We start from the raw sequence: 25,960 nt of genomic DNA on the forward strand, positions 1-25,960 counted from the left end.
GGCAGCGCACGTTGCCGGTAAAAAAATAACATCATTCCCGGTAGCCTTAAGCGCCGGGAATATACTCAGGGAAGTTTAAAACGAATAAAAAAATAAGTGCGCCAGTGCGATCCTTAACTGTAGTATTGCCGTTGCAGGAGGATATTAGCTTCATCAATGGCTCGGTCGATCGCTTCCCGACTGGCCGTCACGTCCCTTTGCTCAAGCGCAGAAAGCAGATCGGCATAATGGTAAGTCGTTGCAGGGATATCTTTCATCTCTTCGTGCAGGTAGTTGATACACGGACCAATCCGTACCCAGAGCTGCTCAATCAGCGAGTTCAGGGTCGGCATTTCGGCATACTGATAAAGCGTAAACCGGAACACGCGGTTGGCATGGATCGCCTTCTGCACATCGCCCTGATGCATGGCGGTGCTGAAGTTATCTGACAGCGCGCGTAATGCATCCAGTTTGGTCTCGGTCATATTCTGACACGCCGCCGCAACGGCCATCGGCTCAAGCTGTTTTCGAATGGCGTTAATTTCGTTATAACGCTCCAGCGTAACCTCTGGCACCAAAAACGCCTGAGCAGGCGTGGCCTGTAATGCGCCTGCCGACACCAGGCGCAGCAGGGCTTCGCGCACCGGTGTGATGCTGGTGCCTAATTTATCCGCAATCTCTTTCGTGATGAGTCGAGCCCCAGGTTTTAATGAGCCCGTAATTAACGCTCCCTTTAAACTGTTCTCAACTTGCATCGTCAGACTGATTCTTTGTGCTTTTTCCAGGTTTTCCAAATCAAGCATGTTTAATTCCCGTAGCCAAAACAAAATGCCATTTTCAGCGACTGTTTAAAAAAACATCGCCGGTTTGATATATCCTGTATCGTCATGCCTGGTATGAAGGGCGCGCGTTAAAATAAAAATTGTTCAATTAATATTACGTTTACCACTTCTGGCTCAGCTGGGCCGATGGCGCGCAATGCTTATGGATTAATTAAAGACAATATATCGTATCTTCACAAATAATTATGGCGGACTTTGCCCGCCATAACCGATGCTCTGTTTAGTCCGCCGCCACGCGGATCACGACCTTGCCGAAGTTTTTCCCTTCCAGCAGCCCAATCAGCGCCTCCGGCGCCGCGTCCAGCCCTTCGGTGACCTGCTCGCGATAGTGAATTTTGCCTTCCTTCACCCAGCGTCCCATTTCCTGCTGGAACTCGTCGATACGATGACCATAGTCCTGAGCGATGATAAAGCCCTGCATGCGGATGCGTTTTTTGAGGATGGTCCCCATCAGCAGCGGCAAGCGATCCGGACCATCCGGCAGGTTGGTCGCGTTGTAGCCGCTTACCAGTCCGCAAACAGGTACGCGCGCGGAGGTATTCAGGAGCGGCAGTACGGCGTCAAAGACTTTACCGCCGACGTTTTCATAATACACGTCAATGCCCTGCGGGCAGGCTTTCGCCAGCTGTTCGGAAAAATCATCCGCATGGTGATCCAGACAGGCGTCGAAACCGAGCACGTCGACCGCATGGCGGCATTTCTCCTCCCCGCCGGCCACGCCGATAACCCGGCACCCCTTGATTTTACCGATCTGCCCCACCGTTGCGCCGACCGGCCCCGTGGCTGCCGCCACGACAAGCGTTTCCCCCGCCTGAGGCTGGCCGATATCAAGCAGCCCCATATACGCGGTGAAGCCCGGCATTCCCAGCACGCCGAGTGCCCATGAAGGGTGCGACGGGTTTTCGCCCAGCCTGACCAGCCCTTTCCCGTCGGAAAGTTCATACTCCTGCCAGCCGCTGTAGCCCAGAACCCACTCGCCCTCTTTATAATCCGGATGGCGGGAGGTCTCGACGCGGCTTACCGTGCCGCCCACCATCACCGCGCCAATCTCGACAGGAGGTGAATAGGATGGCGCATCGCTCATACGGCCACGCATGTACGGATCAAGCGAGAGCCATACGGTGCGTAATAACACCTGCCCCTCTGCGGGCGTGGGGATCGGCTGCTCTTCCAGGCGGAAATTTTCGGCAACCGGTGCGCCGTGTGGACGGGAAGCCAGTACCCAGCGTCGGTTTTGCGTAGTTGATTGACTCATTCATCGCTCCTTACAGCTGAAAATGTCATTCAAGTCTGGCACGTTATCCTGCGGATCGCCTTTGCATTATGAGCCGGACTGATTAAGCCGCACGACCAGATAAAGGCACGATTCATCCGTTTCGTTAATAAACCGGCAGTCGTTCGGCGGCCCGAGTTCCAGACAATCTCCGGCCTTCATTTCATGGCGGGTGTCCCCCTCCAGAAAGACCAGTTCACCTGCCTGCAACCAAATCAGCTGTCGCGCCAGCGCATAAGAGGAGGCGGGCATCGGCACATCGCTGCCCGCGGGCAGTTCCACCTGGACGAGGTCAATAGGCATATCGCTGCGCGGCGACACATGACGACGTAAATAGTGGGTTTGCGGATCGCGCCAGACGGGCTGGTTCGCCAGACGTAACAGTTTGCCCTCCTGCATTTCCGCGCGCGCAATGAGCGTAGACATGCTAATACCGAAGGCACCGGATAACCGGGCAAGTAGCGTCGCCGTTGGGCTACTGTCCCCCCGTTCAATCTTATGGATCATGGCGCGTGAAATACCTGCCCGTTCGGCCAGTTCGCTTAATGACCAGCCCCGCGACTCGCGTTCAAGGCGTATGCGGGCGCTAATGCGTTGATTCATATTGTCTGTCATTGTGTTCATGACGTCATACTATAGTGTACGGATGGTTTTTCGGGGCAGTTTGGTGACAAAAAAATAGGGATTTTGTCGTAGCGATGCAACACAAGAACTGTGTAATATTGTGAGTGAATCGTACTACTATAGTAAACAACACAGCCAGAGGTTAACCATGATCGTTCGTCATGCCTGCAAAGAAGATTGTGCCGCTATCGGTGAAATTTATAACCATGCGGTGCTGCACACCGCCGCCATCTGGAACGATACAACTGTCGACACCGATAACCGTATTGCATGGTTTGAGGCGCGCACGCTGTTGGGTTATCCGGTGCTGGTCAGTGAAGAAGAAGGTGTTGTGACGGGATACGCCTCATTTGGCGACTGGCGAGCGTTCGACGGTTTTCGCCATACGGTGGAGCACTCGGTTTACGTTCATCCCGATCATCAGGGCAAAGGCATCGGTCGGCTGCTGATGACGGAATTAATCAAGGAAGCCCGCCAGATTGGTAAACATGTGATGGTTGCCGGTATTGAGGCGCAGAATCAGGCGTCGATTCATCTGCATGAAACCCTGGGCTTTATTACCACCGGAAATATGCCGCAGGTGGGAACCAAATTCGGTCGCTGGCTGGATTTAACCTTTATGCAACTCCAGCTCGATGAGCGCAGCGATCCGGATGCTCTGCCATGAATCAATCGTTGACGTTAGCGTTTCTGGTGGCCGCCGGGATTGGGCTGGTGGTACAAAACACCCTGATGGTGCGCATTACGCAATCCTCTTCCACTATTCTTATCGCCATGCTGCTGAACTCGCTGGTGGGGATTGTGCTGTTTGTCAGCCTTTTGCTGGTGAAAAATGGCCTGGCGGGGTTTAGCGAACTGGCGTCGACGGTGCGCTGGTGGACGCTTATCCCCGGCCTGCTGGGGTCATTTTTTGTCTTTGCCAGTATTAGCGGGTATCAGAATGTGGGCGCGGCAACGACCATTGCCGTGCTGGTAGCAAGCCAGCTGATTGGCGGCCTGGTGATGGACATCCTCAAGAGCAACGGCGTTCCCCTGCGCGCGCTGGTAGGCCCGGTCTGCGGCGCAGCGATGCTGGTGGTCGGCGCCTGGCTGGTGGCACGGCGCCAGTTTTAACCCTTACAGGATAGTCCCACCCTGCGTGAGGTGGGCATGGCGCGCCTCCGCCTCTTCTTTATGCTGCTTACCATGATGCGCAATCGCGGTACGCAGGCGCTGCTGCTGGGTATAGCGATCTTCACGGCTGAGCTCTGCATCGTCGCTTAATTCGATCAGCAGTTCGTTCATGTGGGTAATTATGCTCTCTTCGATGGCGGCATCGACGCGGGCGATAACATCGTTTAAATGTGACATTGTCACTCCTTTCCAAATGCCCGGTGGCGCTACGCTTACCGGGCCTACGGGTGGTAACTGTAGGCCGGGTAAGGCATAGCCGCCACCCGGCAAGAATACGATCAGTTCAGCTTCGCTTTCGAGAAGTCACTGCCCATCAGACTCACGCTGTACCCGGTCACGTTGCTGCGGGTCGCGTAGAACGTTTTGCCGTTAGCTAACGCAATCCACGGTGCCTGCTGGTAGAAAATCTCCTGTGCCTGGCCATACAGCTTCGCACGTTCGTCCGGGTTGCTGGTCAGTTTGGCCTTTTGCACCAGCTCATCATACCCCTTATCACACCAGCGCGCGGCGTTAGATCCGGTTTTGATGCTGTTACAACCCAGCAGCACATCGGCGAAGTTGTCCGGATCGCCGTTATCAGACATCCAGCCGAACAGCGCGGAATCATGCTCGCCTTTACGCATGCCGGAGAGATATTCCCCCCACTCGTATGAGACGATTTTCGCCTTCACGCCCACTTTCGCCCAGTCAGCCTGGATCATCTCCGCAATGCGTCGCGAGTTCGGGTTGTACGGACGCTGAACCGGCATGGACCAGAGGGTCACTTCCGCGCCCTTATCCAGACCCGCCTGCTTCAGCAGCGCTTTCGCTTTTTCCGGATCGTAGCCGTAATCCTTCAGGTCTTTGTTAAAGCCGAGCATGTTCGGCGGGATCGGCGATTTAGCGACCGTACCAGACCCCATAAAGACCGCGTTAACAATGGCCTTTTTGTCCGTTGCGTAATTCAGAGCCTGGCGCACCAGCACGTTATCAAACGGTTTTTTCTCCGTGTTGAACGCCAGGTACCCCACGTTCAGCGCATCCACCGAGTGCAGGGTCAGGTCTTTGTTTTTCTTGATCGCTTCAAACTGCACCGGCGACGGCGCAGGAATGATCTGACACTCGTTCGTTTGCAGCTTAGCCAGACGCGTCTCAACATTTGGCGTGATTGAGAAGATCAGGTGTTTGGTCGGCACCTCTCCCTCCCAGTAGTTCGGATTGGCGACGTAGCGGATCAGCGAATCCACCTTGTACTGCTGAAGCACATACGGGCCGGTGCCGATTGGCCAGGTATCCACATTTTCAGGCGTACCCTTTTTCAGCATCGCGTCCGCGTACTCGGCAGAGAGGATCGAGGCGAAGTCCATTCCCCAGTCGGCCAGGAACGCCGCGTTGGGTTCACTCAGCGTGAACTGAACATGATAATCGTCGATCTTTTTCACATCCTGAATGAGCTTGTCGAGGCCCACGTCATTAAAGTACTCGTAATTACCCTGGGAAACATTGTGATAGGGATGCTTAGGGTCTTTCTGACGCATAACGGAGAAAATAACGTCATCAGCGTTAAAATCACGGGTCGGTTTGAAGTATTTATTGCTGTTGAACTTTACCCCTTTACGCAGGGTAAACGTGTATGTTTTGCCGTCTGGCGAAATGGTCCACGACTCGGCCAGAGAAGGCACCGGCGTGTTTTTTACCGGGTCGAAGTTAATCAGACGGTTATACAGCGTTTGCGAGCTGGCGACAAATGAGGGCCCAGAGCTGGCGATCTGCGGGTTAAACGACTCCGGCGACGCCTCGGAGCAGTAGATAATGGTGTCTTTGTTTGCCGCCCATGCGGCGCTTGCCGGTAGCAGCGCGCTCAGCGCGAGGGCGAGCACGGTTTTCCCTGTAGACATGGTTATTACCCTTTCGGTTTTATTATAGTGAACAGTAATAACAGCACAGACGTTTTGGCCTGACAAATAACGAATCACTATCAGGTTATTCTAAAGCCGTACATTTCGCTGGTTTTAGCATCATCCCGCAGAAACCGATTTGCCTTAAGGTCCATTATTCGTCAAGCACAACCGTCACGATCAATGCCGCAAGAAATCGTCCCTTTTGCCGTCTCCTCAGCCGTTTGCTTGCTTACCTGATTCGCTAAAGTAATGGCGTGAAAAAGTCTACAGGACCAAATCGTGGCAAAAACACTTTTACGCAGCGGTAATCTGGATGATTTTCAGGCCGTTGGCGGCGGCGGACAGGCCGTTTTTGAATCAGCGCTGCAAATCCGCGAAGCGCTTCGGTTGCGCAAACAACAGGCTATCGTTGATTGCCTGGCCATCCCCCAGGTCAACGACGGCGGCGATCGCGTTGACTGGTACTCCCCGGTTGAGGGAACTGTCTCCAGCTGGAAGGCGGCGGATGAAGATGATCGTTATCGCGCCCTGCGCTATCTGGAAAACACGCTCACCAGCGTGGAGTCGCTGAGTAAAAAATGCCTTCAGTCACCGAAAACGGCGCAGCAACTGTTTGGCTCTCTGCTCTCAAAAGCCTTTCAGTTTCCCGGTGAAAACTTTGTTTTCCTGGTGGATGGCAAACCGGTGCTCTGCTTCTGGGGTTTCGTCAACCTTAACGAAAACGCGCGCGACGACGTGCTGGACTGCCTGCGCGAATCGTTGGTCACTGAACCTGAGCCAGTGGTGATTAACGAGCCTGAACCTGAACCGGAGCCAGAACCGGCCCCGGTGGTGACCTTTGAGCAGGCCGACGCGCCGCTTATCACGCCTGTGACTACAGTCCGTATCACCGACGATGAACTGTATACGCCAGAGCCGGTGCGCATGAACGCCGCGCCGCCAGAGCCCGCACCGGCGGCCATACAGAAAAAACGTCGCTCCCCCCTGTGGTTGCTGCCGGTTGCCGCCGTCATTATTGCAGCCATCGCCACCCCGCTGCTCTGGCCAAAACAGGCCCCGATCGCAGCGCCTGTTGCCACACCAGCGCCAGTACCCGTCGCCATTGCTCCGGCCCCCATAAAGACGGTTGAGCCGCTTGAACTGAAACTCCCGCTGCACCAGGCCGAAGTGGTAGAGCCGAAGGTGAAAACGCCTGCCCCGGCAGCCGAACCGGTGGTCATTACCGCGATACCGAAAGATGCGATGGTGATGGAGGCAAACCAGGTCAAAGCGGGGTTAACGCGCTTCCTGAACGGCACCTGGCGCGCGTTTCTCGATGTGCAGGATCCGCTCACCGGCAAACCGCCGTCGCTGCGCTACCAGATCCAGAACAATAAAGGTTTCGCACGGGTCGTGCATGGCGACAACATTGTCTGCCGGGTAGACGTCTTTTCCGGATTACACAGCAACGGCGAGCTGTTGATCAAAACGCGCGGAAACGCGCGTTGCACCGACGGTTCACGCTATCCGATGCCGGAAGTGACCTGTAAGGCAGGTGCCAGCGATGTGGCGGAATGCACCGCACGTTACGATGCCAACACCGTCGTTCCTCTGACGTTCAAGAAAGCAGGTGTCTGATCCTATGCTGGTTAATCTTTGCGACTATAAACAGAGCGTGACGCTGATTGCTAACAGCGGCGTGCAGTTTCTCGATTTTGGCCTGACTCCGCAGGACACCGCCAGCAACGGGCGTTTCGTGCGTAAAACAGCAAATGGCCCGCTGCTGCGTCTGGATTTTGACCTGGTTAACGGCCGGTACACGCTCCCTGCCACCGATGGCGGGCAGCCGGAAGTGGTCAAGCCTGAAAGCACCATTCCACTGCATGACTCCCTGACCGTGCTGGACGGCGTCTGGCTGCCGATCCCTTTCCTGCGCTTTAACCCGCCGCGGACGTTTGTTGAAGGCCCGGATAACTGGGCGCGCGTCCAGGTACGAAAGCTTTCCACGCCCGACGCAGCTGGCAATACGCACCGGGTCACCGTCGCGCTCGACAGCCAGATTGCAGAGCATGCGACGTCTGCCCTGTCGCCGGTTGAAAACGATATCCTGAACGGCACGCGTTTCGCGCTCGCCTGGCGCGACAGTGAGGTTGAGAGTTTCCTCGACCAGACCTGGATTGACGGCTGGCTGCGCGAAGCCTTCACGCAGTTTGCCGACGGGGTTGAAAAACGCTCCGAGCGCGAGCTGCATCAGGCCATGCGCAGCTTTGAATATCAGGCGCACTGGCTCAACCTGCTCTCCATGCTCGGTGAACAACTCACCGTGCCGGAAGTGAAGTTTGTCACCCATACCCTGAGCACCCCTGCTATTCCTGTCGATTTGATCCTTGACGTAGGCAACACCCATACCTGCGGCGTGATTATTGAAGATCATGGTGATGCCAACGACGGCCTGCGCCAGACGGCTGAACTTCAGGTACGATCTCTGAGTGAGCCGCAGTTCCTGAATGAGCCGCTGTTTACCAGCCGACTTGAGTTTTCTGAAGCGCGTTTTGGCAAACAGCACTTCTCCGTGGAAAGCGGCCGGGAGGATGCGTTCGTCTGGCCGTCGATTGTCCGCGTGGGTGATGAAGCGCGTAAGCTGGCGATGCAGCGTCTGGGCACGGAAGGCAACAGCGGCATCTCCAGCCCGCGTCGCTATCTGTGGGACGAGACGCCGGTGGTGCAGGACTGGCGCTTTAGCCAGATGAACAGCAAAACCCAGCGCGAACCGCTGGCAACTGCGTTTCCGCTGATGAACCTGATGAACGACGACGGGGAACCGCTCTTTACGCTGCCGCAGGATGAGCGCCTGCCGGTGTTCTCTCCGCAGTACAGCCGCAGCACCCTGATGACGCACATGCTCTGCGAGCTGCTGGCTCAGGCGCTTGGCCAGATTAACAGCGTGGCCACCCGCCTGCGGCTCGGCTTCCCGGCCTCTCCCCGCCAGCTGCGGACGCTGATCCTCACCCTGCCTTCGGCAATGCCGAAACAGGAGCGCGAGATTTTCCGTCGCCGCATGTTCGAAGCCATCGCCATCGTCTGGAAGGCGATGGGCTGGCACCCGCAGGATGAAGATTTTGCCAGCCGCAAGCAGCAGGAAAAAAGCGTGGTGCCGGTCCCTGAGATCCAGATGGAGTGGGACGAGGCCAGCTGCGGCCAGCTGGTGTGGCTGTATAACGAAGCCATTTCCCATTTTGGTGGCCAGACCGAGGCCTTTTTCGCCTCCCTCGCCCGTCCGGATCGCGCGCCTGAGCCTGGCGTCCAGCCGGGGCGTGCGCTACGCGTGGCCTCGATTGATATCGGCGGCGGCACGACGGATATGGCCATCACGCACTATCAGTTAGATGATGGTTCCGGGAATAACGTCAAAATCACCCCGCAGCTGCTGTTCCGCGAAGGGTTCAAGGTCGCTGGCGACGACACGCTGCTGGACGTGATCCAGCGCTACGTTCTGCCCGCCCTGCAAACCCAGCTTCAGAAATCCGGCATAGCCGATGCCTCCCAGCTGATGGCATCCCTGTTCGGTGACTCCGGGCGGATAGATACCCAGGCGGTCCTGCGCCAGCAGACGGCGCTTCAGCTCTTTATGCCGATCGGTCACGCGATCCTGGCGGCGTGGGAATCGAGCGATGTTGACGATCCGCTGGCCGGGCTGCATGCCAACTTTGGCGATCTGCTTGCGCAAAAACCGACGCGCAACGTGATGAATTATCTCCAGCAGGCGATCGACCATGCGTTGCCTGCCGGCTCAGAACACTTTGATCTGTTCAGCGTACCGCTGCACGTCAGCTTCCGGGAGATGCGGGACGCCATGCTGGCGGGTCAGTTCACGCTGGCCGCCCCGCTTCATGCGGTATGTGAGGCGATCTCTCATTACAGCTGCGATATCCTGCTTATCACGGGACGGCCGGGCTGTCTGCCGGGCGTTCAGGCCTTGATTCGCCACCTGCAACCGGTGCCCGTCAACCGCATCGTCTGGCTGGATAAATACCAGGTTCATGAATGGTATCCGTTCAGCCAGCAGGGACGGATCGGCAACCCGAAATCCACCGCTGCGGTGGGAGCGATGCTCTGTAGCCTGGCGCTGGATCTTCGTCTGCCGCGATTTAACTTTAAAGCAGCGGATATCGGCGCGTACTCTACGGTGCGCTATCTGGGCGTGCTGGATAACACGATCAATACCCTGCGGGACGAGAACGTCTGGTATCACGATATCGACCTCGATAAACCCGGCGCGAAACTGGACGCCCGTCTGCACTTCCCGCTGCGCGGCAACGTTACGCTCGGCTTCCGGCAGTTGGCCAATGCCCGCTGGCCCGCGACGCCGCTCTATACCCTGAGCATCAACTCAGCCGAGCTGGCGAAAGCCATTGCGGGCGACGGCGTACTGAACGTGCGCCTGAAGCTGCGTGGCGGCACTAAGCAGGAAGGCCCGGAATCTTTCGAGCTGAGTGATGCCTGGCTACAGGACGGCACGCCAGTGCCGCCGGATGCCCTGACCTTTAAACTGAATACTCTGGCCGATCGCCGACACAGCGGCAGCCACTACTGGATCGACAGCGGGAGCGTATACCTCAAATGACTGCGACGACTGCCACCACTCAGGCCTTAATCGGGTGGATCAACGAGACGCGACAGCACGCCCCGATGCTGGATAACGAAGCCGACGCCCTGCTTGCCCGCCTTAACGCAGTAAGCGCGCGTGAAGAGGCGCTCGATCGCGCCCTTGTCAGCCAGGGCAGTATCGGCTTATATGGCCACTCGCAGGCCGCGAAAGCGCACCTGCTGGCTGCACTTTGCGGCAGCGGGGACGAACGGCTGAACGTTACGCCGGGTCAACGCACGTTTGATTACTTCTCGCATATTAACCCCGGGCATGCACCGACCAACATGGCCGTGCGTTTCAGCAGAGCGTCCCGCGAGGTCGCAGACGACGCGTTTCCCTTACGCCTGCGCCTGGTAACGGAGGCCGAGCTGGTACAGCTGTTTATCGCGCGCACCACGCTGGATCCGCAGATCCGCGCGGTGGATAAATCGGTGATTGAAGCCCGGCTTGAGAAGTGGCGGGCGCTGCGTCAACCGCAGAGCGTGCCGGGAATGACGGCGCGGGAAGTCGCGACCATTGCCCGGTTCTGGCAAAGCGTAGTACCCGGCGCTAAGCAGCATATTGATGATGCCCTGTGGCACCAGTTTGCCCTGCTGGTTCCGTCGCTTGATCTCAGCACCCGCGCCAGCGTCTGGTCTCTGCTGTGGGGTGAGCAGCAGGAGTTAACCCAGCAGTGGCTTAAATTCGCCCAGGTGCTGCATCAAACCAGCCATGCCAGCGCGCTTGCGGCGCCGTTGAGTCTGCTGGTGGACAGCTTTGGTCTGCCCTGCGAAGGCTTCCTTACGCACGGGGCGTTTACCCTGCCGGAAGCACAGGAAACACTGCTTCATCCGGTAAAAAACGGCGAGCTGCTTAACGCCATTAGCCTGCCCGTCGATGTACTGGCATCTCTGACCCGCGAAGTGGTGCTGCCCGTTGAGAACTGCGTGCTGGATAACGTTGACGTCATTGATATCCCTGCCATTTCTGAGGAAAACACGCCGCTGATGATGCAGGCAAAATGCCTGTGGTTGCTGGAGCATTATCGTCAGCACATTCAGCCGCATGTCCTGGTTATCTGCAATGCGACGGCGCACCACCAGCAGACCGCGAAAACGGCAAGGCTCCTGCAAAACTGGGTCAAAGAGACGCAGCCGGTTGAAGAATCCGCGTTGCCGGGGCTGGTCTGGGCCATTACCCCTCATGATGCGCGGTTTACCACAAAGCAGAATCTGGACGAAGCGGTGCAGCAATTGCTGGGCCAGCCGGGCCTGCGCTGGGGCACGCTCCAGGCGCTCGATACCCACAGCATGCAGCGGGTGATTGAGTGGCTGTCGCAGGCTACCCTGCCGGCACAGCGCCAGAAGCGTCTCCGCGCGCTAAAAAGGCTGTTACAAGAGTCGGTGTCGACGCTGATGCGCCCATATGTCGCGCCTCTCACTCAGGAGCCAGGCGCAGGGCGGGCACAGGCCGAAAAAATGGTCCGAACGCTGCAAGGCAGTGCCGCTCGTCATGGTGAACTGCTTGAGGGGCTTCTGCCGCCGTTAAACGCGTTTGAGACGCTGCTGACCGTTCACCAGCCTCGTGAGGAACAGGTCAACGGCCTGTTTAACGATGTTATCGATCTGTTTGCGGAAGAGACGCAGGAAAATCCAGGCGCGTTGCAGACCAAAGACAAGGCGCGGCTGGCCCATAACGTGTGGGTTAACCATCTTCGTCAGTGGAGTCGCAACGACGCGGCGGCTGCCCGTCTGGGCCTGGACGCAGAGGTATTACAGCAGATTGCGGATGTGCTGATCGTTACCAGCTACCGGCTGGATCTGCCGCTGCAACTGCAACGCATTGCAGAAAAAGATAAAAGCAGTGCCGCGCAGCTGCATGCCGCGACAGGCAATTTCATTAGCTGGCTTGGCTATGAAATGACGCCCGTTTCTGAACGGCCTGCAAGCCGGATCCGCAAAGGTCAGCCAATTTTTGTGACGCCAGTTGTGAGCAGCGCTTCTCCCCGTCTTACCCGACTTGGCGAGCAGCCTGTCCATGCGGCGACAGCCTATGTTTATGACTGGCTGGTTGCGCTCTACACCCGCGCGATTGAAAACATGGATTATCAGTGCCCGTATGACGTTCAGCCTGCTGCGCGGAAAGCCTTGTCTGCCTTGCTGTCTTAATCATTGCAGCCCGCAGCAATGCGGGCTACCCCTTCATGAGCCGTTTATGAAGCCAGACAAAGCCTGAGCCAACGCTGACGGGTTTTCCCAGGACATTGAATGGCCCGCATCAGGGATAATTTTTACAGCAACGCCGTTTTGTTGCAGGCGAATAAAATCGTCATCAGGCAGGGAGCGCTCACCAAAAACTAACATTACCGGGCAGCTCAATGACAAGAACAGGTGTGCCCAGTCAGGTTTAACGCCCTCGACCAGGCTTGTTGCGCCGCGCCAGACGGCCCAGGGGGCATTGCTTTGAAGGCTTCCAGCCCACGGCGACGTTTCCGCCCGCAGCATGTCATCATAGCCCTGAGCCAGAAAATGTTGTTCCGTTTGGGCCGCAATTGCTCGGCTGAACATCCCGCCACCCGCATGAAAATTGGGTTCAGATACTATCAGGCCCTTAACGCGCGACGTTAACAGTGCTGCCGTTTCGATCGCGATACTCCCCCCCATGCTATGACCATACAGCCAGAGACTATCCAGGGCGAGATGGTTTAACAGTTCAACCACCACCTGCGCCTGTTCGCTCGTGCGATAACGGTAGTTGTCAGGTTTGTCACTGTAACCGCTACCGGGAAGATCGATCAGAATGGCTCTGCGCCCCCCGAAACGGGTATCACAGACAATACGAGGATATTCATACGACGATGCACAGCCCAACCCGTGGATAAACACAACCGGGTCACCGAAACCGGGAAGATCCTGCCAGCGCACAGTGCAGCCTGCTTGCTGCGAATAGAAACTGTTCATAAGCACTCCATGTATGACGGACTGTATATTTATACAGCCTCAATGTATGGAATGCTATGTCTGGATGCCGATTCTGGAAGCGTGCTTCAGAAAAGAGAGATCAACAGGGCAACAGGAAAGCTCATCGGCCAGGTGGAACCCACCAGGAATGCGCTCAACAGGCGAATACGTTTACGATCTTTAGACAGGAACCAGGTGATTAATGCGCAGATGGAGGCCATGATTGCGTAGAACACCAACATCTTTTGATACAACGTCATTCTGTTTACCTGAGCCGAAAAATAACCGCACGCAATATGCGTCATATGTTGACACAGATCAAGTTTTTTCGTTACATCATAACCACTTAAATAATAAGGATAATAACAACTGAGTACCTTGTGTAACAACGCCGGGTAAAGCAAAACGGTTATTATTGATAAGATGCATATTAAATGCACTTATTGATAAATTCATCCCCGCAGAAAGCAGTTTAATAACAGCAGGCTTTTAAGGGAGGAAACATGCTACGCATTCCGCAGAGTTGCATTCACACCCGTTCCACGCCTTTCTGGAACAAAGAAACGGCCCCCGCCGGCATTTTTAAACGTCACCTTGATACGGGCACGCGCCCGGTGTTTACCCTCGCCTGTCGGTGATGCGTGGCGCAGTGCGTTATCTGGGCTATGCTGATGAATTTACACCTGAGCCTGACAGCGAGCTCGTCATTGAAGCGGGTCGTTTCGGCGTTTTCCCGCCAGAGAGATGGCACCACATTGAGGTGATGACCGACGACACCCTGTTCAATATTGAATTCTTTGTTGAACCTGAGGTGCTTAAGTCCCTTTAAGCGCCCGCCAACATGAAGGAAACTATGATGTTACGTATTCCTGAAAACTTTGTTCATACCCGCTCGACGCCGTTCTGGAATAAAGAGACCGCCCCAAAAGCGCTTTTTACCCATCACAACACCAAAGCCGGCGTGTACGGTCGGTTATCCGTCATGCAGGGTGCAGTGCGTTACTTTGGCTTTGCCGATGGCGACGCCACCGAACCCGATCTGGAAGTGGTCATTGAGGCCGGTTCTTTTGGCATCTCCCCACCCCAAAAATGGCACCGCATTGAGCTACTGACCGACGACACCTATTTTAATATCGACTTTTTCGCGGATCCTGCCGTCACGCTCAGCGGTGCGGGCATCGGTAAAGTGGTCAACACGCATAAGGAGTAAATAATGGGTAAGGCTACCTATACCGTGACCGTCACCAACAACAGCAACGGCGTGTCGGTGGATTATGAAACAGAAGCGCCAATGGAGCTGTTGATCCCGGACGTCGCGGCAGATGTCGTGAAGGATCTGGTGAACACCGTTCGCGCCTACGATACGGAAAATGAACACGAGGTCTGTGGCTGGTAAGCTGAATCGCCCGGCACTGCGCCGGGCATGAGGGTTTAGTGTTTGATCATTACATGCCGGACTACCGTGTAATCCTCAAGTCCGTAGACCGACATATCTTTGCCATAACCGGATAACTTCATCCCGCCGTGCGGCATTTCGCTCACCAGCATAAAATGGGTATTGACCCAGGTGCAGCCATACTGCAACCGTGCGCTGAGGCGATGGGCGCGTCCGACGTCTTTTGTCCAGACGGACGAGGCCAGGCCGTATTGCGAATCGTTGGCCCAGTTCAGCACCTGCGCTTCATCCTCAAATTCTGTCACACTGACCACCGGGCCAAACACTTCTCGCTGGACGATCGCATCTTCCTGCTTCGCCCCGGCCAGCAGCGTTGGCTGGAAGTAATATCCTGCCCCCTCTCTTTTACTGCCACCGGTGACGACGCGGATATGTCCAAGGGTTTTGGCTTCGTCCACGGCAGCACAAACGCGGGAAAGATGCGCTGCGGAGCTGAGCGGTCCCAGCTCGGTTGACGCATCGTCCGGCGCGCCCATTTTCAGGCTGGCAACGGCTGCGCCCAGCTTTTCGACCAGCGCGGGGTAAATCCCCCTCTGGGCATAGATACGACAGGCTGCGGTACAATCCTGACCAGCATTGTAGAAACCAAACGTACGCACGCCTTCAACCACGGCATCCAAATCTGCATCGTCAAAGACAATGACCGGGGCTTTTCCGCCCAATTCCATATGGGTACGTTTAACTGAAGATGCGGTATGCCCGATAATATGTTCTCCGGTAGCAATAGAGCCGGTGAGAGAAACCATACGGACTTTTTCGTGGCCGGTCAGCGGATCTCCTACGGTTTTTCCGCGACCAAACAGCACGTTCAGCACGCCTGGCGGGAAGATATCTTTCGCCAGTTCCGCCAGCTTCAGCGCCGTCAACGGGGTAATTTCAGACGGCTTGATGACGACACAGTTTCCCGCCGCCAGCGCGGGCGCCAGCTTCCACGCCGCCATCATCAGAGGGTAGTTCCAGGGCGCAATCGAGGCGACAACGCCAACCGGGTCGCGGCGGATCATTGAGGTATGTCCTTCGAGGTATTCTCCGGCAGCCAGCCCGTTCAGGCAGCGGGCGGCCCCGGCAAAGAAGCGAAACACATCGACCACGGCCGGGATCTCATCTCCCTGAACACAGTGCAGCGGTTTCCCGCAGTTAAGGAACTCCACTTTTGCGAACGCGTCAGCGTTGGCTTCTATCACATCAGCCAGTTTCAACAGACATTCGGCGCGCGTTTTCGGCGTCGTTTGTCCCCACTCTGTGAACGCGCGATCGGCAGCCTGGACGGCAGCGTCCACCTGTGCTGCCGACGCTTCAGCAATCTCCAGCAGCACTTCACCCGTGGCAGGATTATAAACCGCCTGCTTCTCACCTTCGCCGGTCACCAGTTCACCATTAATCAGCAATAGATTTTGCATAGCATCGTCCTGTTGAAATCGACATTGTTTTCGCTGTCAGCACACGTTCTGGCGGGCAGAAACGTGACAACGTCACGTTACCAATCCGCGCTCCCTTACTAAAGGTAGACCGCGCGTCATGTCGCTTCAGGAATTTTCATCAAGGTGTGACTGGGTGCAGCATCATTTCGCGGATTAACCCCGCCAGCTGGACGACCGCCTGCTCCTCCCGCTCGCCCCAGCCCCATGAGGTATTGAAACGGAAAAACGGTGTCCAGATATTGGAGGTGGAAAACATCTTGCCGGGCGCAATGCTGATTTGATGGGTTAACGCCTTCTCACTCAACCGCCCCGCATCCAGCTGTTCAGGCAGTTCCAGCCATAAAAAGTAGCCGCTGTCGTTATGATGGATTTTGACGCCGGCAGGCATATGACGCAAAAGCGATTGCCAGGCCTGCTGTTTGCGTTCAGCAAGCGTGCGTCGCAGGCGACGAAGGTGGGCGTCGTAACGTTTGGTCGCCAGGTAATCCACCAGCGCCAGCTGCATGGGAGAGCTGGTGGATAACGTACTCATCAGCTGCAACTGCTGAATACGGCGCGCATGTTTTCCCGCCGCCACCCAGCCAATACGGAAACCGGCCACCAGACACTTGGAGAATGAGGAGCAGTGCAACGTCATATCCTGCTTATCCCAGGCCTTTGCCGGAAGCGGCTTTTCACGGCCAAAGTAGAGTTCGCTGTAAACATCGTCTTCAATCAGCGTGACGTTATGCCGGGTGAGTAAGGCAACCAGCTGAGCTTTCTTCTCTGCACTCAGCGTGAAGCCGAGCGGGTTCTGACTGTTGGTCATCAGCCAGCAGGCTTTCACCGGATAATCATTTAACGCCTGCTCAAGGGCACTGAGATCGATGCCCTCACGCACATCAGTGGCAACCGACAGCGCTTTCAGTTTCAGACGTTCAAGCGCCTGGAGTGCGCCATAAAAACAGGGGTTTTCAACGATAACCCAGTCCCCTGGTTCAGTCACAGCCTGCAAACTGAGGTTAAGCGCCTCAAGCGCGCCCGCGGTGATCACAATTTCATCCGGGGAGATATTCATTCCCTGCTGAGCGTAGCGACGGGCAATGGCATGACGTAAGTCGACGTTACCCGGCGGCAGGTTTTCGATCACGCTCATGGCGGTAGCCGTTTTGCTGACGTTAGCCAGCGATCGGTTGAGTTGCTGAAGCGGGAAAAGGCGCGGATCGGGAAACGCCGAGGCAAAAGGGACAACGGAGGGGTCGCGGCTGGCCTGTAGCACGTCGAAAATATAGGTGTTGATGTCGACCACTTCATCGCGCATCACCTGCGCGGGCGGTGCAGGCTGGTGTGTGATCGGGCGGGCGGCAACGTAATAGCCTGACTGCGGTCTGGCAACAATGCGCCCCTGACTTTCCAGCATCTGATACGCGTGGCCCACGGTCATAAAACTCATGCCGCTGCTTGCCACCTGCTCTCGCAGAGAAGGCAGCTTATCGCCCGGCAACCATACGCCAAGCTCAATCTGCGAGATAATTTGTTGCGCCAGACGCTGGTATTTTTTCATCAGATTCTCCTTATTGCTGACAGTGTATATCAGCAGGAGAAAAAGAGAAGATTTTGCTAACTGTTATAGGAAACGCGGCAGATTACTTGCGGTACTCTGTAATGTGATTCTGAGCAGAACGCGCTGCGGCCAGGTGGTCGAGCGTGATCATCGACGATTTGCAGAAAATGCATTTCGCGCCGAACGGATTTTTGTCAGACACATCAAAAGCTGAGGTGCGGTACTGCGAGCCATGACAGCATGGGCAGCGGAAATGGATATAAGAAGTCATAGGATTCTCCTTTGAACGTAAAAACGTAAATTACTCATGAGCCGATCAGGCAAAAAATGGTTCGATACAAAACTAATCGGAATGTAGATAAAGACCCAAGAGAGGCTGCGGAGAGGCACAACGTGATGAGAACTGCTTTATAAAACTACGTCAGATATTTATTTGGATTCAAAACCAGAAATCCATTAACGCATGTTGCTGGCGACAAAGCAAGCTGTTTAATGCGTAAAAATCATAAAAAGAAATTTTTTATTCTTCCTTGTTAACTATATCAGCCAGATAAAATTCAGCTTTTCCCACAACTGTTATAGAAAATTTATCAAATTCTGCTTCTGATATCTCATTTGCCGCCTCTCTATCATAACAGTACACCGTTTAACATTGAGGCAGTGCATGTTTGGTTTAGATGCGTTTCATCTTGCGCGAATACAGTTCGCCTTTACCGTATCCTTTCATATTATTTTTCCGGCGATAACCATTGGCCTGGCGAGCTATCTCGCCGTGCTGGAAGGGCTGTGGCTGAAAACAAAAAATCCCGTCTGGCGCTCGCTGTACCATTTCTGGTCGAAGATCTTCGCCGTCAACTTTGGGATGGGCGTGGTCTCTGGCCTGGTGATGGCTTATCAGTTTGGCACTAACTGGAGTGGGTTTTCCCAGTTCGCGGGCAGTATTACCGGCCCCCTGTTGACCTATGAAGTGCTTACCGCGTTCTTCCTTGAGGCGGGGTTTCTCGGAGTAATGTTGTTTGGCTGGAATAAGGTCGGGCCGGGGCTGCACTTCTTTTCGACCTGCATGGTCGCACTGGGGACCCTCATGTCTACGTTCTGGATCCTCTCGTCAAACAGCTGGATGCAGACACCGCAAGGGTATGAAATCATCAACGGTCAGGTCGTTCCGGTGGACTGGTTTGCCGTGGTGTTTAACCCCTCCTTCCCTTACCGCCTTCTGCACATGTCGATAGCGGCATTTCTCAGCAGCGCGCTGTTTGTCGGTGCCTCCGCGGCCTGGCATTTGCTGCGCGGAAACAATACGCCCGCTATTCGCACCATGTTCTCCATGGCGTTGTGGATGACGTTGATCGTGGCCCCCGTCCAGGCGCTGGTGGGGGATATGCACGGGCTTAACACCTTAAAACACCAGCCAGCGAAAATAGCCGCCATTGAAGGCCACTGGGAGAATCCGCCGGGTGAGCCTACTCCACTGCTGCTGTTTGGCTGGCCGGATATGGAGCAGGAACGGACCCGTTTTGGCCTGGAAATTCCCGCTCTCGGCAGCCTGATCCTGACCCACAGTCTCGATAAACAGGTTCCGGCATTGAAGGAGTTCCCAAAAGAAGATCGCCCGAACGCCACCATTGTCTTCTGGTCTTTCCGCATCATGGCCGGCCTGGGAATGTTGATGCTGCTCCTGGGCGTGACGGCAATCTGGCTGCGTTATAAACAGCGCCTTTATACCTCACGTTCCTTCCTGTGGTTTGCCCTGCTGATGGGGCCGTCCGGGCTGATCGCGATCCTCGCCGGATGGGTAACAACGGAGGTCGGCCGCCAGCCCTGGGTCGTCTATGGTCTACAGCGTACAAAGGATGCGGTTTCCGCGCATGGCGATCTGCAGATGAGCGTCAGTTTGCTGGCCTTCTTCGTGGTTTATACCGCGGTATTCGGCGTGGGTTACAGCTATATGGTGCGTCTGATTAAAAAAGGGCCGCAGCCCCATGAATCCTTCGCGACTGAATCCGATGGCCGCCCTGCTCGTCCGCTTTCTGCCGTCACCACTGAATTTAAGGAGTAACCGTAATGGGTATCGATCTTTCCATTATCTGGTTCGTGATTATCGTTTTCGCCACGTTGATGTATATCGTGATGGACGGTTTTGATTTGGGGATAGGCATCCTGTTTCCGGCAACGCCGAATGCGGAAGACCGCGACGTGATGGTCAATAGCGTGGCTCCCGTCTGGGATGGCAACGAAACCTGGCTGGTGCTTGGCGGTGCGGCCCTGTTTGGCGCCTTTCCTCTCGCCTATGCGGTTATCATCGACGCGCTAACCATTCCACTGACAATAATGCTGATCGGGCTTATATTTCGTGGCGTCGCCTTCGAATTTCGCTTCAAGGCCACTCCGGCGCACCGCCCGTTCTGGGATAAGGCCTTTATTGGTGGATCAATTGTGGCGACCTTTAGCCAGGGCATCACCGTCGGCGCGGTCATCCATGGGTTCAGCGTCACTGGTCGCGCTTACAGCGGTGGTCCGTTTGACTGGTTTACCGCGTTCAATTTTTTCTGCGGTGCGGGTCTTGTAGTGGCTTACGCACTGCTAGGTTCAACGTGGCTGGTAATGAAAAGCGAAAATGCCCTGCAACAGCGGATGCGTCAGGTATCGAAAGTGCTTCTGCTCCTGCTTCTGGTATTCATTGCAGTAATCAGTATCTGGACCCCTCTCGCCCAACCAGCTATTGCTGCGCGCTGGTTTACGCTGCCGAATCTGTTTTATCTGCTGCCCGTTCCTGCGCTGGTTGCGATCCTGAGTCTGTGCCAGTGGCGCTGCCTGAACGATCCTGCGAGCCATACTCTGCCGTTTATTATGACATTAGGGCTGGTTTTTCTTGGCTTTAGCGGGCTTGGGATCAGCATCTGGCCGCATATTATCCCGCCGGACATTACCCTGTGGCAGGCCGCTGCGCCAGTCCAAAGCCAGGGCTTTATGTTAGTGGGTGCACTGTTGATCATTCCCGTGATTCTGGTCTACACCTTCTGGAGTTATTACGTTTTTCGCGGAAAAGTACAGCATGGGGAGGGTTATCACTGATGCAACAACCTGTATGGAAACGTTTGATGTGGCTTGCCATCATCTGGGGCGGCAGCGTTCTGGCGCTGGCCTGCGTAAGTATGCTCTTTAAAATGCTGATGGCCGCAGCCGGATTTAAATCGCACTAACTCACTGACCGGGTGCGCCGCCGCCCGGTCCCTTCCCGCACTTTCAGATAAACCCCATTAACACCCAGGAGGGTATGGTTACACTGAAAAAATATTTACGGTATTGATAGTTTGAGAAAAAAAATGAAAAAGCTCGCGGCAGTAAGTTTAATCAGCCTCGCACTGGCTGGATGCGTTAATCCTGGTAAAGCCTCCGTTCAGACCGAACAGCTAGAGAATCATCGTTTCGTTCTAGAAAATGTGGATGGCAAAGCGGTTAAAGGCGGGAAAACGCAGCCTGAAATTCGCTTCAGTGCGCAACCCAATATCAGCCTGATTAACAACATTGTCGTCTCCGGCACAATGTGCAACGGCTTCAATGGCCAGGGGAAACTGTCCGAAGGAGAGTTGACGGTCAAAACGCTGGCAATGACGCGGAAACTCTGCACCGAGCCGCAGCTAAATGAACTGGATCAGACCATCGCTGATATGCTACGCACAGGCGCACAGGTAGACCTGACCGAAGACCAGTTAACCCTGGCGACAGCCAATAAGTCATTGATGTTTAAGCGAGTTGAATAACTCAGTAGCTTCCGCACGAACCTACGGCAAGCGACTGCTCACTACAGCGTTTGCCATTTGGCAATGCGCACATGCCGATGGCGGAGCCGTCGAGCTGACGGGCAACGGAGAGTGAACCGCCGATCATTGCGCAGTTAGCCTGACCTGAACTGGACATCGCCGCTCGCATACCCGGCGTAACGTGTGCCGCTGTCGCCTGCTGTACAGGTTCATTGCTGCATGCCGACAACAGTAACGCGACACATCCGACCCAAAATGCTGAACGCATACCTTCCTCCCCATAATTAACGCGAAACCTATGCATAATAGGCATCACGCGCCGCATCGTCGAGAGCGGATGTGCGTATTTATGCGCCCTGGTAACAATTTCTCGCAATTTTTTAACGCGAATAGCCATCGAGTCATTGATACAGCGCATACCAAGGACACAAAAGCGAAAATCGTAAAACCTGAGCTTTGCTAAAATACACAGATAATATTCAGGGTCTGTCGTCGTTTTTCAGGCCCCTCTTTTTGCGCAATGTAAGGGTGTTGTCCTATGCAAACTATTGACGGCAATGGTGCAGTCGCGTCTGTTGCGTTTCGTACCAGCGAAGTGATCGCCATCTACCCCATCACTCCCAGCTCCACGATGGCTGAACAGGCTGACGCCTGGGCTGGTAATGGGATAAAAAACGTCTGGGGCGATGTCCCGCGGGTTGTAGAGATGCAGTCCGAAGCCGGTGCCATTGCCACCGTGCATGGTGCGTTGCAGACCGGTGCCCTGTCGACCTCGTTCACGTCGTCTCAGGGGCTGCTGTTGATGATCCCCACGCTTTACAAGCTGGCAGGGCAATTAACGCCGTTTGTGTTGCACGTTGCCGCACGCACCGTAGCCACTCACGCTCTCTCTATTTTTGGCGACCACTCAGATGTGATGGCCGTGCGTCAGACCGGCTGCGCTATGCTCTGCGCCAGCAGCGTGCAGGAAGCACAGGACTTCGCGCTGATTTCGCATATCGCCACGCTGAAAAGCCGAGTGCCATTTATTCATTTCTTCGATGGTTTTCGCACGTCCCACGAGATCAATAAAATCGTTCCGCTGCCGGACGACACCATTCTTAATCTGCTGCCGCAGGCTGACATCGATGCGCATCGCGCTCGCGCCCTCAATCCGGAACATCCGGTGATCCGGGGTACCTCTGCGAACCCGGATACCTATTTCCAGTCCCGCGAGGCGACAAACCCGTGGTACAACGCGGTCTATGAGCACGTTGAACAGGCGATGGACGATTTTGCCGCTGCGACGGGCCGCGAATATAAGCCGTTTGAATATTACGGTCATCCGCAGGCCGAGCGCGTGATCGTCCTGATGGGCTCCGCCATTGGCACCTGTGAAGAGGTGGTTGATGAGCTATTGACGCGTGGTGAAAAAGTTGGCGTGCTCAAAGTTCGCCTCTACCGTCCCTTCTCAGCGAAACACCTGCTCGCAGCCCTGCCGGATAGCGCGCGTGCAGTGGCGGTACTGGACCGCACCAAAGAGCCTGGCGCACAGGCTGAACCACTTTATCTGGATGTGATGACCGCTCTGGCTGAGGCGTTTAACCGCGGTGAGCGCGAAACGCTGCCGCGCGTCATTGGCGGGCGTTATGGATTGTCTTCCAAAGAGTTCGGACCGGAGTGCGTCCTGGCGGTATTTGCTGAACTCCGCGAGGCAAAACCGAAGCCGCGCTTTACGGTCGGCATTTATGATGACGTGACTAACCTTTCTCTGCCCTTGCCGGAAAACACCCTGCCCTCGAATGCGAAACTGGAAGCGCTGTTCTACGGTCTGGGTAGCGACGGCAGCGTCTCGGCGACCAAGAACAACATCAAAATTATCGGCAACTCTACGCCGTGGTATGCGCAAGGATATTTCGTCTACGACTCCAAAAAAGCGGGCGGACTGACCGTCTCCCACCTGCGCGTCAGCGAACACCCGATCCGTTCGGCATACCTGATTTCTCAGGCAGATTTTGTTGGCTGTCACCAGCTCCAGTTCATTGATAAATATCAGATGGCCGAGCGCCTGAAGCCCGGCGGTATTTTCCTGATCAACACCCCTTACAGCGCCGACGAGGTCTGGGCACGCCTGCCCCAGGAAGTGCAGGCGGTGCTTAACCAGAAACAGGCGCGCCTGTATGTCATTAACGCCGCGAAGATCGCCCGCGAATGCGGCCTGGCGGCGCGCATCAATACGGTTATGCAGATGGCGTTCTTCCACCTGACCAATATTCTGCCGGGCGACAGCGCGCTGATGGAGCTTCAGGGTGCAATCGCCAAAAGCTACAGCAGCAAAGGTCAGGAACTGGTTGAGCGCAACTGGCAGGCGCTGGCGCTGGCCCGCGAATCGCTGTTCGCGGTGCCGTTGCAGCCGGTCAATGCCAGCAGTCCGAACCGGCCGCCAGTGGTGTCTGACGCCGCCCCGGATTTCGTCAAAACCGTCACGGCGGCGATGCTTGCCGGACTGGGCGACACCCTTCCCGTCTCTGCGCTTCCGCCTGACGGAACCTGGCCGATGGGTACGACCCGCTGGGAAAAACGCAACATTGCCGAAGCGATCCCTATCTGGAAAGAAGAGCTGTGCACCCAGTGCAACCACTGCGTGGCGGCCTGCCCGCACTCCGCCATTCGCGCCAAAGTGGTGTCGCCAGAAGCGTTAGATGGCGCACCGGAAAGTCTGCACGCGCTGGATGTAAAATCCCGCGATATGCGTGGTCAGAAATATGTCCTACAGGTGGCGCCGGAAGACTGTACCGGCTGTAACCTGTGCATCGAGGTGTGCCCTGCGAAAGATCGTCAGGACCCGTCAATCAAAGCCATCAATATGATGTCGCGTCTTGAACATGTTGAAGAAGAGAAAGTGAATTATGATTTCTTCCTCGACCTGCCTGAAATCGATCGCAACAAGCTGGAACGCATTGACATTCGTACCTCGCAGCTCATCACCCCGCTCTTCGAGTACTCCGGGGCGTGCTCCGGCTGCGGCGAAACACCGTATATCAAACTGCTCACTCAGCTTTACGGTGACCGAATGCTGATTGCCAACGCGACGGGCTGCTCGTCAATCTATGGGGGTAACCTGCCGTCTACGCCATACACCACCGACGCGAACGGTCGCGGCCCGGCGTGGGCAAACTCGCTTTTTGAGGACAACGCAGAATTTGGTCTGGGATTCCGTCTGACGGTCGATCAGCACCGCGCCCGCGTAATGCGTCTGCTGGCACACTTTGCCGATAAGATCCCGGCAGAACTGAATGATGCCCTGCATGCGGAGGCCACACCTGACGTTCGTCGCGCGCAGGTTGCTGAACTGCGCAACGCGCTTCAGGGTGTTGAAGGGGCTGAACAACTCCTGACTGATGCTGACGCGCTGGTTGAAAAATCTGTCTGGCTGATCGGCGGCGACGGGTGGGCCTACGATATTGGTTTCGGCGGTCTTGATCATGTCCTGAGCCTGACCGAAAACGTCAATATTCTGGTGCTTGATACTCAGTGCTATTCCAACACCGGCGGACAGGCCTCGAAAGCAACGCCATTGGGAGCGGTCACGAAATTTGGTGAGCACGGCAAGCGCAAGGCGCGTAAAGATTTGGGCGTCAGCATGATGATGTATGGACACGTCTACGTCGCGCAGATTTCGCTGGGGGCGCAGCTCAACCAGACGGTGAAAGCCATTCAGGAAGCGGAAGCGTATCCAGGCCCGTCGCTGATTATCGCCTACAGTCCGTGTGAGGAGCATGGCTACGATCTGGCGCTCAGCCACGACCAGATGCGTCAGCTCACCGCAACCGGCTTCTGGCCACTGTACCGCTTCGACCCGCGCCGTGCCGATGAAGGGAAATTGCCGCTGGCGCTGGATTCGCGTCCGCCGTCAGACGCCCTTGCCGAAACCTTACTTCAGGAGCAGCGTTTCCGCAGGCTGAACGCTCAACAGCCAGAAGTGGCAGAGCAGCTATGGAAGGATGCGGCAGCGGATCTACAGAAGCGTTATGACTTCCTGGCGCAACTGGCGGGGAAAGCCGAAAAATCGACCAGTGAATAACTTTATGCCCGGCTTGTCCGGGCATTTTTTTGCCAAAAAAAGCCCGATGCACGTGCACCGGGCGAATCCAGAAGATCGCTGAAAATTGCCTCAATGTTCTGAACAATATTCACGTGAATTATGGATGAAAAAATCTTAAAGGCATATAACGGCGTGGAGGTTACCTTGTTTTCCACGTAATTAATAATTTTTATTTTGTATTGATTATAATAATTCATTCATGGCATCAATCGTTATTTCTACCGCATCATTTAGTTTAGATTTTACTTAACCCGTAACAATTATATTTTATTCATCCGCCGTCAGAGTGATTTAGCATGGGACAGCTTTCCAGCCCGGAAAGTTTACGAAGTAATAAAAAAATAACTGCAAAGGA

General features: G+C 55.5%; 23 protein-coding genes and 1 pseudogene. 13 read left to right on the top strand and 11 right to left on the bottom strand.

Annotated features, from left to right (window positions below; genetic code table 11):
* Positions 1–113: 113 nt before the first annotated feature.
* The 3 genes from FZF21_RS11475 to FZF21_RS11485 form a co-directional block, all read right to left on the bottom strand.
* Entirely contained in the window at positions 114–782 is a 669-nt protein-coding gene (locus tag FZF21_RS11475; RefSeq protein WP_003856981.1) for a GntR family transcriptional regulator, read from the bottom strand.
* 259 nt (positions 783–1,041) lie between these two features.
* Positions 1,042–2,076, bottom strand: a complete 1,035-nt coding sequence (locus FZF21_RS11480) for an NADP-dependent oxidoreductase (RefSeq protein WP_032103593.1) — start codon at positions 2,074–2,076, stop codon at positions 1,042–1,044.
* Between the two features lie 66 nt (positions 2,077–2,142).
* On the bottom strand, positions 2,143–2,718 hold the full coding sequence (locus FZF21_RS11485) for a helix-turn-helix domain-containing protein (protein WP_017382277.1): 576 nt from the start codon (positions 2,716–2,718) through the stop codon (positions 2,143–2,145).
* Between the two features lie 148 nt (positions 2,719–2,866).
* Between FZF21_RS11485 and FZF21_RS11490 the strand changes: the two genes are divergently transcribed.
* Positions 2,867–3,385: a GNAT family N-acetyltransferase gene (locus FZF21_RS11490; RefSeq protein ID WP_003856975.1), complete on the top strand. Its 519-nt coding sequence runs from the start codon at positions 2,867–2,869 to the stop codon at positions 3,383–3,385.
* Entirely contained in the window at positions 3,382–3,831 is a 450-nt protein-coding gene (locus FZF21_RS11495) for a DMT family transporter (RefSeq protein WP_017382276.1), read from the top strand. The genes FZF21_RS11490 and FZF21_RS11495 overlap by 4 nt, the downstream gene beginning before the upstream one ends.
* Before the next feature lie 3 nt (positions 3,832–3,834).
* Here FZF21_RS11495 and FZF21_RS11500 read toward each other — a convergent pair whose 3' ends face one another.
* On the bottom strand, positions 3,835–4,068 hold the full coding sequence (locus FZF21_RS11500) for a YdcY family protein (protein WP_017382275.1): 234 nt from the start codon (positions 4,066–4,068) through the stop codon (positions 3,835–3,837).
* Between the two features lie 101 nt (positions 4,069–4,169).
* On the bottom strand, positions 4,170–5,768 hold the full coding sequence (locus FZF21_RS11505; protein WP_017382274.1) for an ABC transporter substrate-binding protein: 1,599 nt from the start codon (positions 5,766–5,768) through the stop codon (positions 4,170–4,172).
* Between the two features lie 282 nt (positions 5,769–6,050).
* Here FZF21_RS11505 and FZF21_RS11510 point away from each other — a divergent pair, with 282 nt between their 5' ends.
* The 3 genes from FZF21_RS11510 to FZF21_RS11520 are packed head-to-tail and all read left to right on the top strand — an operon-like array spanning position 6,051 to position 12,545.
* A complete protein-coding gene (locus FZF21_RS11510) occupies positions 6,051–7,388 on the top strand; it encodes an SrfA family protein (RefSeq protein WP_045142586.1) in 1,338 nt (445 codons plus the stop codon).
* Positions 7,389–7,392: 4 nt separating this feature from the next.
* On the top strand, positions 7,393–10,374 hold the full coding sequence (locus tag FZF21_RS11515; protein ID WP_040117696.1) for a virulence factor SrfB: 2,982 nt from the start codon (positions 7,393–7,395) through the stop codon (positions 10,372–10,374).
* Positions 10,371–12,545, top strand: coding sequence for a virulence factor SrfC family protein (locus FZF21_RS11520; protein WP_149121318.1), 2,175 nt, complete (start codon positions 10,371–10,373; stop codon positions 12,543–12,545). Before FZF21_RS11515 ends, FZF21_RS11520 begins: the two co-directional genes overlap by 4 nt.
* 33 nt (positions 12,546–12,578) lie before the next feature.
* Here FZF21_RS11520 and FZF21_RS11525 read toward each other — a convergent pair whose 3' ends face one another.
* Together FZF21_RS11525 and FZF21_RS11530 are read right to left on the bottom strand one after the other, a co-directional pair.
* Positions 12,579–13,337 carry an alpha/beta hydrolase gene (locus FZF21_RS11525; protein ID WP_017382270.1) on the bottom strand — a complete coding sequence of 253 codons (759 nt, stop codon included), beginning with the start codon at positions 13,335–13,337 and terminating at the stop codon, positions 12,579–12,581.
* Between the two features lie 86 nt (positions 13,338–13,423).
* Entirely contained in the window at positions 13,424–13,597 is a 174-nt protein-coding gene (locus FZF21_RS11530) for a GhoT/OrtT family toxin (protein WP_003856960.1), read from the bottom strand.
* A 243-nt stretch (positions 13,598–13,840) separates the two neighbouring features.
* Between FZF21_RS11530 and FZF21_RS11535 the strand changes: the two are divergent.
* The 3 genes and pseudogenes from FZF21_RS11535 (at position 13,841) to FZF21_RS11545 (ending at position 14,733) form a co-directional block, all read left to right on the top strand.
* Positions 13,841–14,166, top strand: a pseudogene (locus tag FZF21_RS11535) (DUF1971 domain-containing protein).
* Positions 14,167–14,193: 27 nt separating this feature from the next.
* Positions 14,194–14,547 carry a DUF1971 domain-containing protein gene (locus FZF21_RS11540; protein ID WP_003856958.1) on the top strand — a complete coding sequence of 118 codons (354 nt, stop codon included), beginning with the start codon at positions 14,194–14,196 and terminating at the stop codon, positions 14,545–14,547.
* 3 nt (positions 14,548–14,550) lie between these two features.
* Complete coding sequence (locus FZF21_RS11545; protein WP_003856955.1) at positions 14,551–14,733, top strand: DUF1869 domain-containing protein; 183 nt, start codon at positions 14,551–14,553, stop codon at positions 14,731–14,733.
* A gap of 35 nt (positions 14,734–14,768) precedes the next feature.
* Here the strand turns inward: FZF21_RS11545 and patD are convergent, their stop codons facing one another.
* The 3 genes from patD to FZF21_RS11560 form a co-directional block, all read right to left on the bottom strand.
* The gene (gene patD, locus FZF21_RS11550; protein ID WP_149121317.1) at positions 14,769–16,193 is read right to left on the bottom strand and encodes an aminobutyraldehyde dehydrogenase; all 1,425 of its coding nucleotides are present in this window, start codon (positions 16,191–16,193) and stop codon (positions 14,769–14,771) included.
* A gap of 139 nt (positions 16,194–16,332) precedes the next feature.
* Complete coding sequence (locus FZF21_RS11555; RefSeq protein WP_015570440.1) at positions 16,333–17,757, bottom strand: PLP-dependent aminotransferase family protein; 1,425 nt, start codon at positions 17,755–17,757, stop codon at positions 16,333–16,335.
* Positions 17,758–17,839: 82 nt separating this feature from the next.
* On the bottom strand, positions 17,840–18,028 hold the full coding sequence (locus tag FZF21_RS11560) for a hypothetical protein (RefSeq protein WP_017693360.1): 189 nt from the start codon (positions 18,026–18,028) through the stop codon (positions 17,840–17,842).
* A 393-nt stretch (positions 18,029–18,421) separates the two neighbouring features.
* Between FZF21_RS11560 and FZF21_RS11565 the strand changes: the two genes are divergently transcribed.
* The 4 genes from FZF21_RS11565 to hslJ all read left to right on the top strand — a co-directional run bounded on the left by FZF21_RS11565 (position 18,422) and on the right by hslJ (position 21,521).
* Positions 18,422–19,816, top strand: a complete 1,395-nt coding sequence (locus FZF21_RS11565) for a cytochrome ubiquinol oxidase subunit I (RefSeq protein ID WP_047738632.1) — start codon at positions 18,422–18,424, stop codon at positions 19,814–19,816.
* 5 nt (positions 19,817–19,821) lie between these two features.
* Complete coding sequence (cydB, locus tag FZF21_RS11570) at positions 19,822–20,832, top strand: cytochrome d ubiquinol oxidase subunit II (protein ID WP_023303802.1); 1,011 nt, start codon at positions 19,822–19,824, stop codon at positions 20,830–20,832.
* Positions 20,832–20,960, top strand: a complete 129-nt coding sequence (locus tag FZF21_RS11575) for a DUF2474 domain-containing protein (RefSeq protein ID WP_017693358.1) — start codon at positions 20,832–20,834, stop codon at positions 20,958–20,960. Before cydB ends, FZF21_RS11575 begins: the two co-directional genes overlap by 1 nt.
* A gap of 123 nt (positions 20,961–21,083) precedes the next feature.
* Complete coding sequence (hslJ, locus tag FZF21_RS11580; RefSeq protein ID WP_045329918.1) at positions 21,084–21,521, top strand: heat shock protein HslJ; 438 nt, start codon at positions 21,084–21,086, stop codon at positions 21,519–21,521.
* A gap of 1 nt (position 21,522) precedes the next feature.
* Here hslJ and FZF21_RS11585 read toward each other — a convergent pair whose 3' ends face one another.
* Positions 21,523–21,789, bottom strand: a complete 267-nt coding sequence (locus FZF21_RS11585; RefSeq protein WP_047738868.1) for a DUF333 domain-containing protein — start codon at positions 21,787–21,789, stop codon at positions 21,523–21,525.
* A 270-nt stretch (positions 21,790–22,059) separates the two neighbouring features.
* Between FZF21_RS11585 and nifJ the strand changes: the two genes are divergently transcribed.
* Positions 22,060–25,584 carry a pyruvate:ferredoxin (flavodoxin) oxidoreductase gene (gene nifJ, locus FZF21_RS11590; RefSeq protein WP_149121316.1) on the top strand — a complete coding sequence of 1,175 codons (3,525 nt, stop codon included), beginning with the start codon at positions 22,060–22,062 and terminating at the stop codon, positions 25,582–25,584.
* Positions 25,585–25,960: the final 376 nt, after the last annotated feature.

This window comes from Enterobacter sp. LU1 (genome assembly GCF_008271405.2).
In the GTDB taxonomy this organism is placed as follows: domain Bacteria; phylum Pseudomonadota; class Gammaproteobacteria; order Enterobacterales; family Enterobacteriaceae; genus Enterobacter; species Enterobacter hormaechei_C.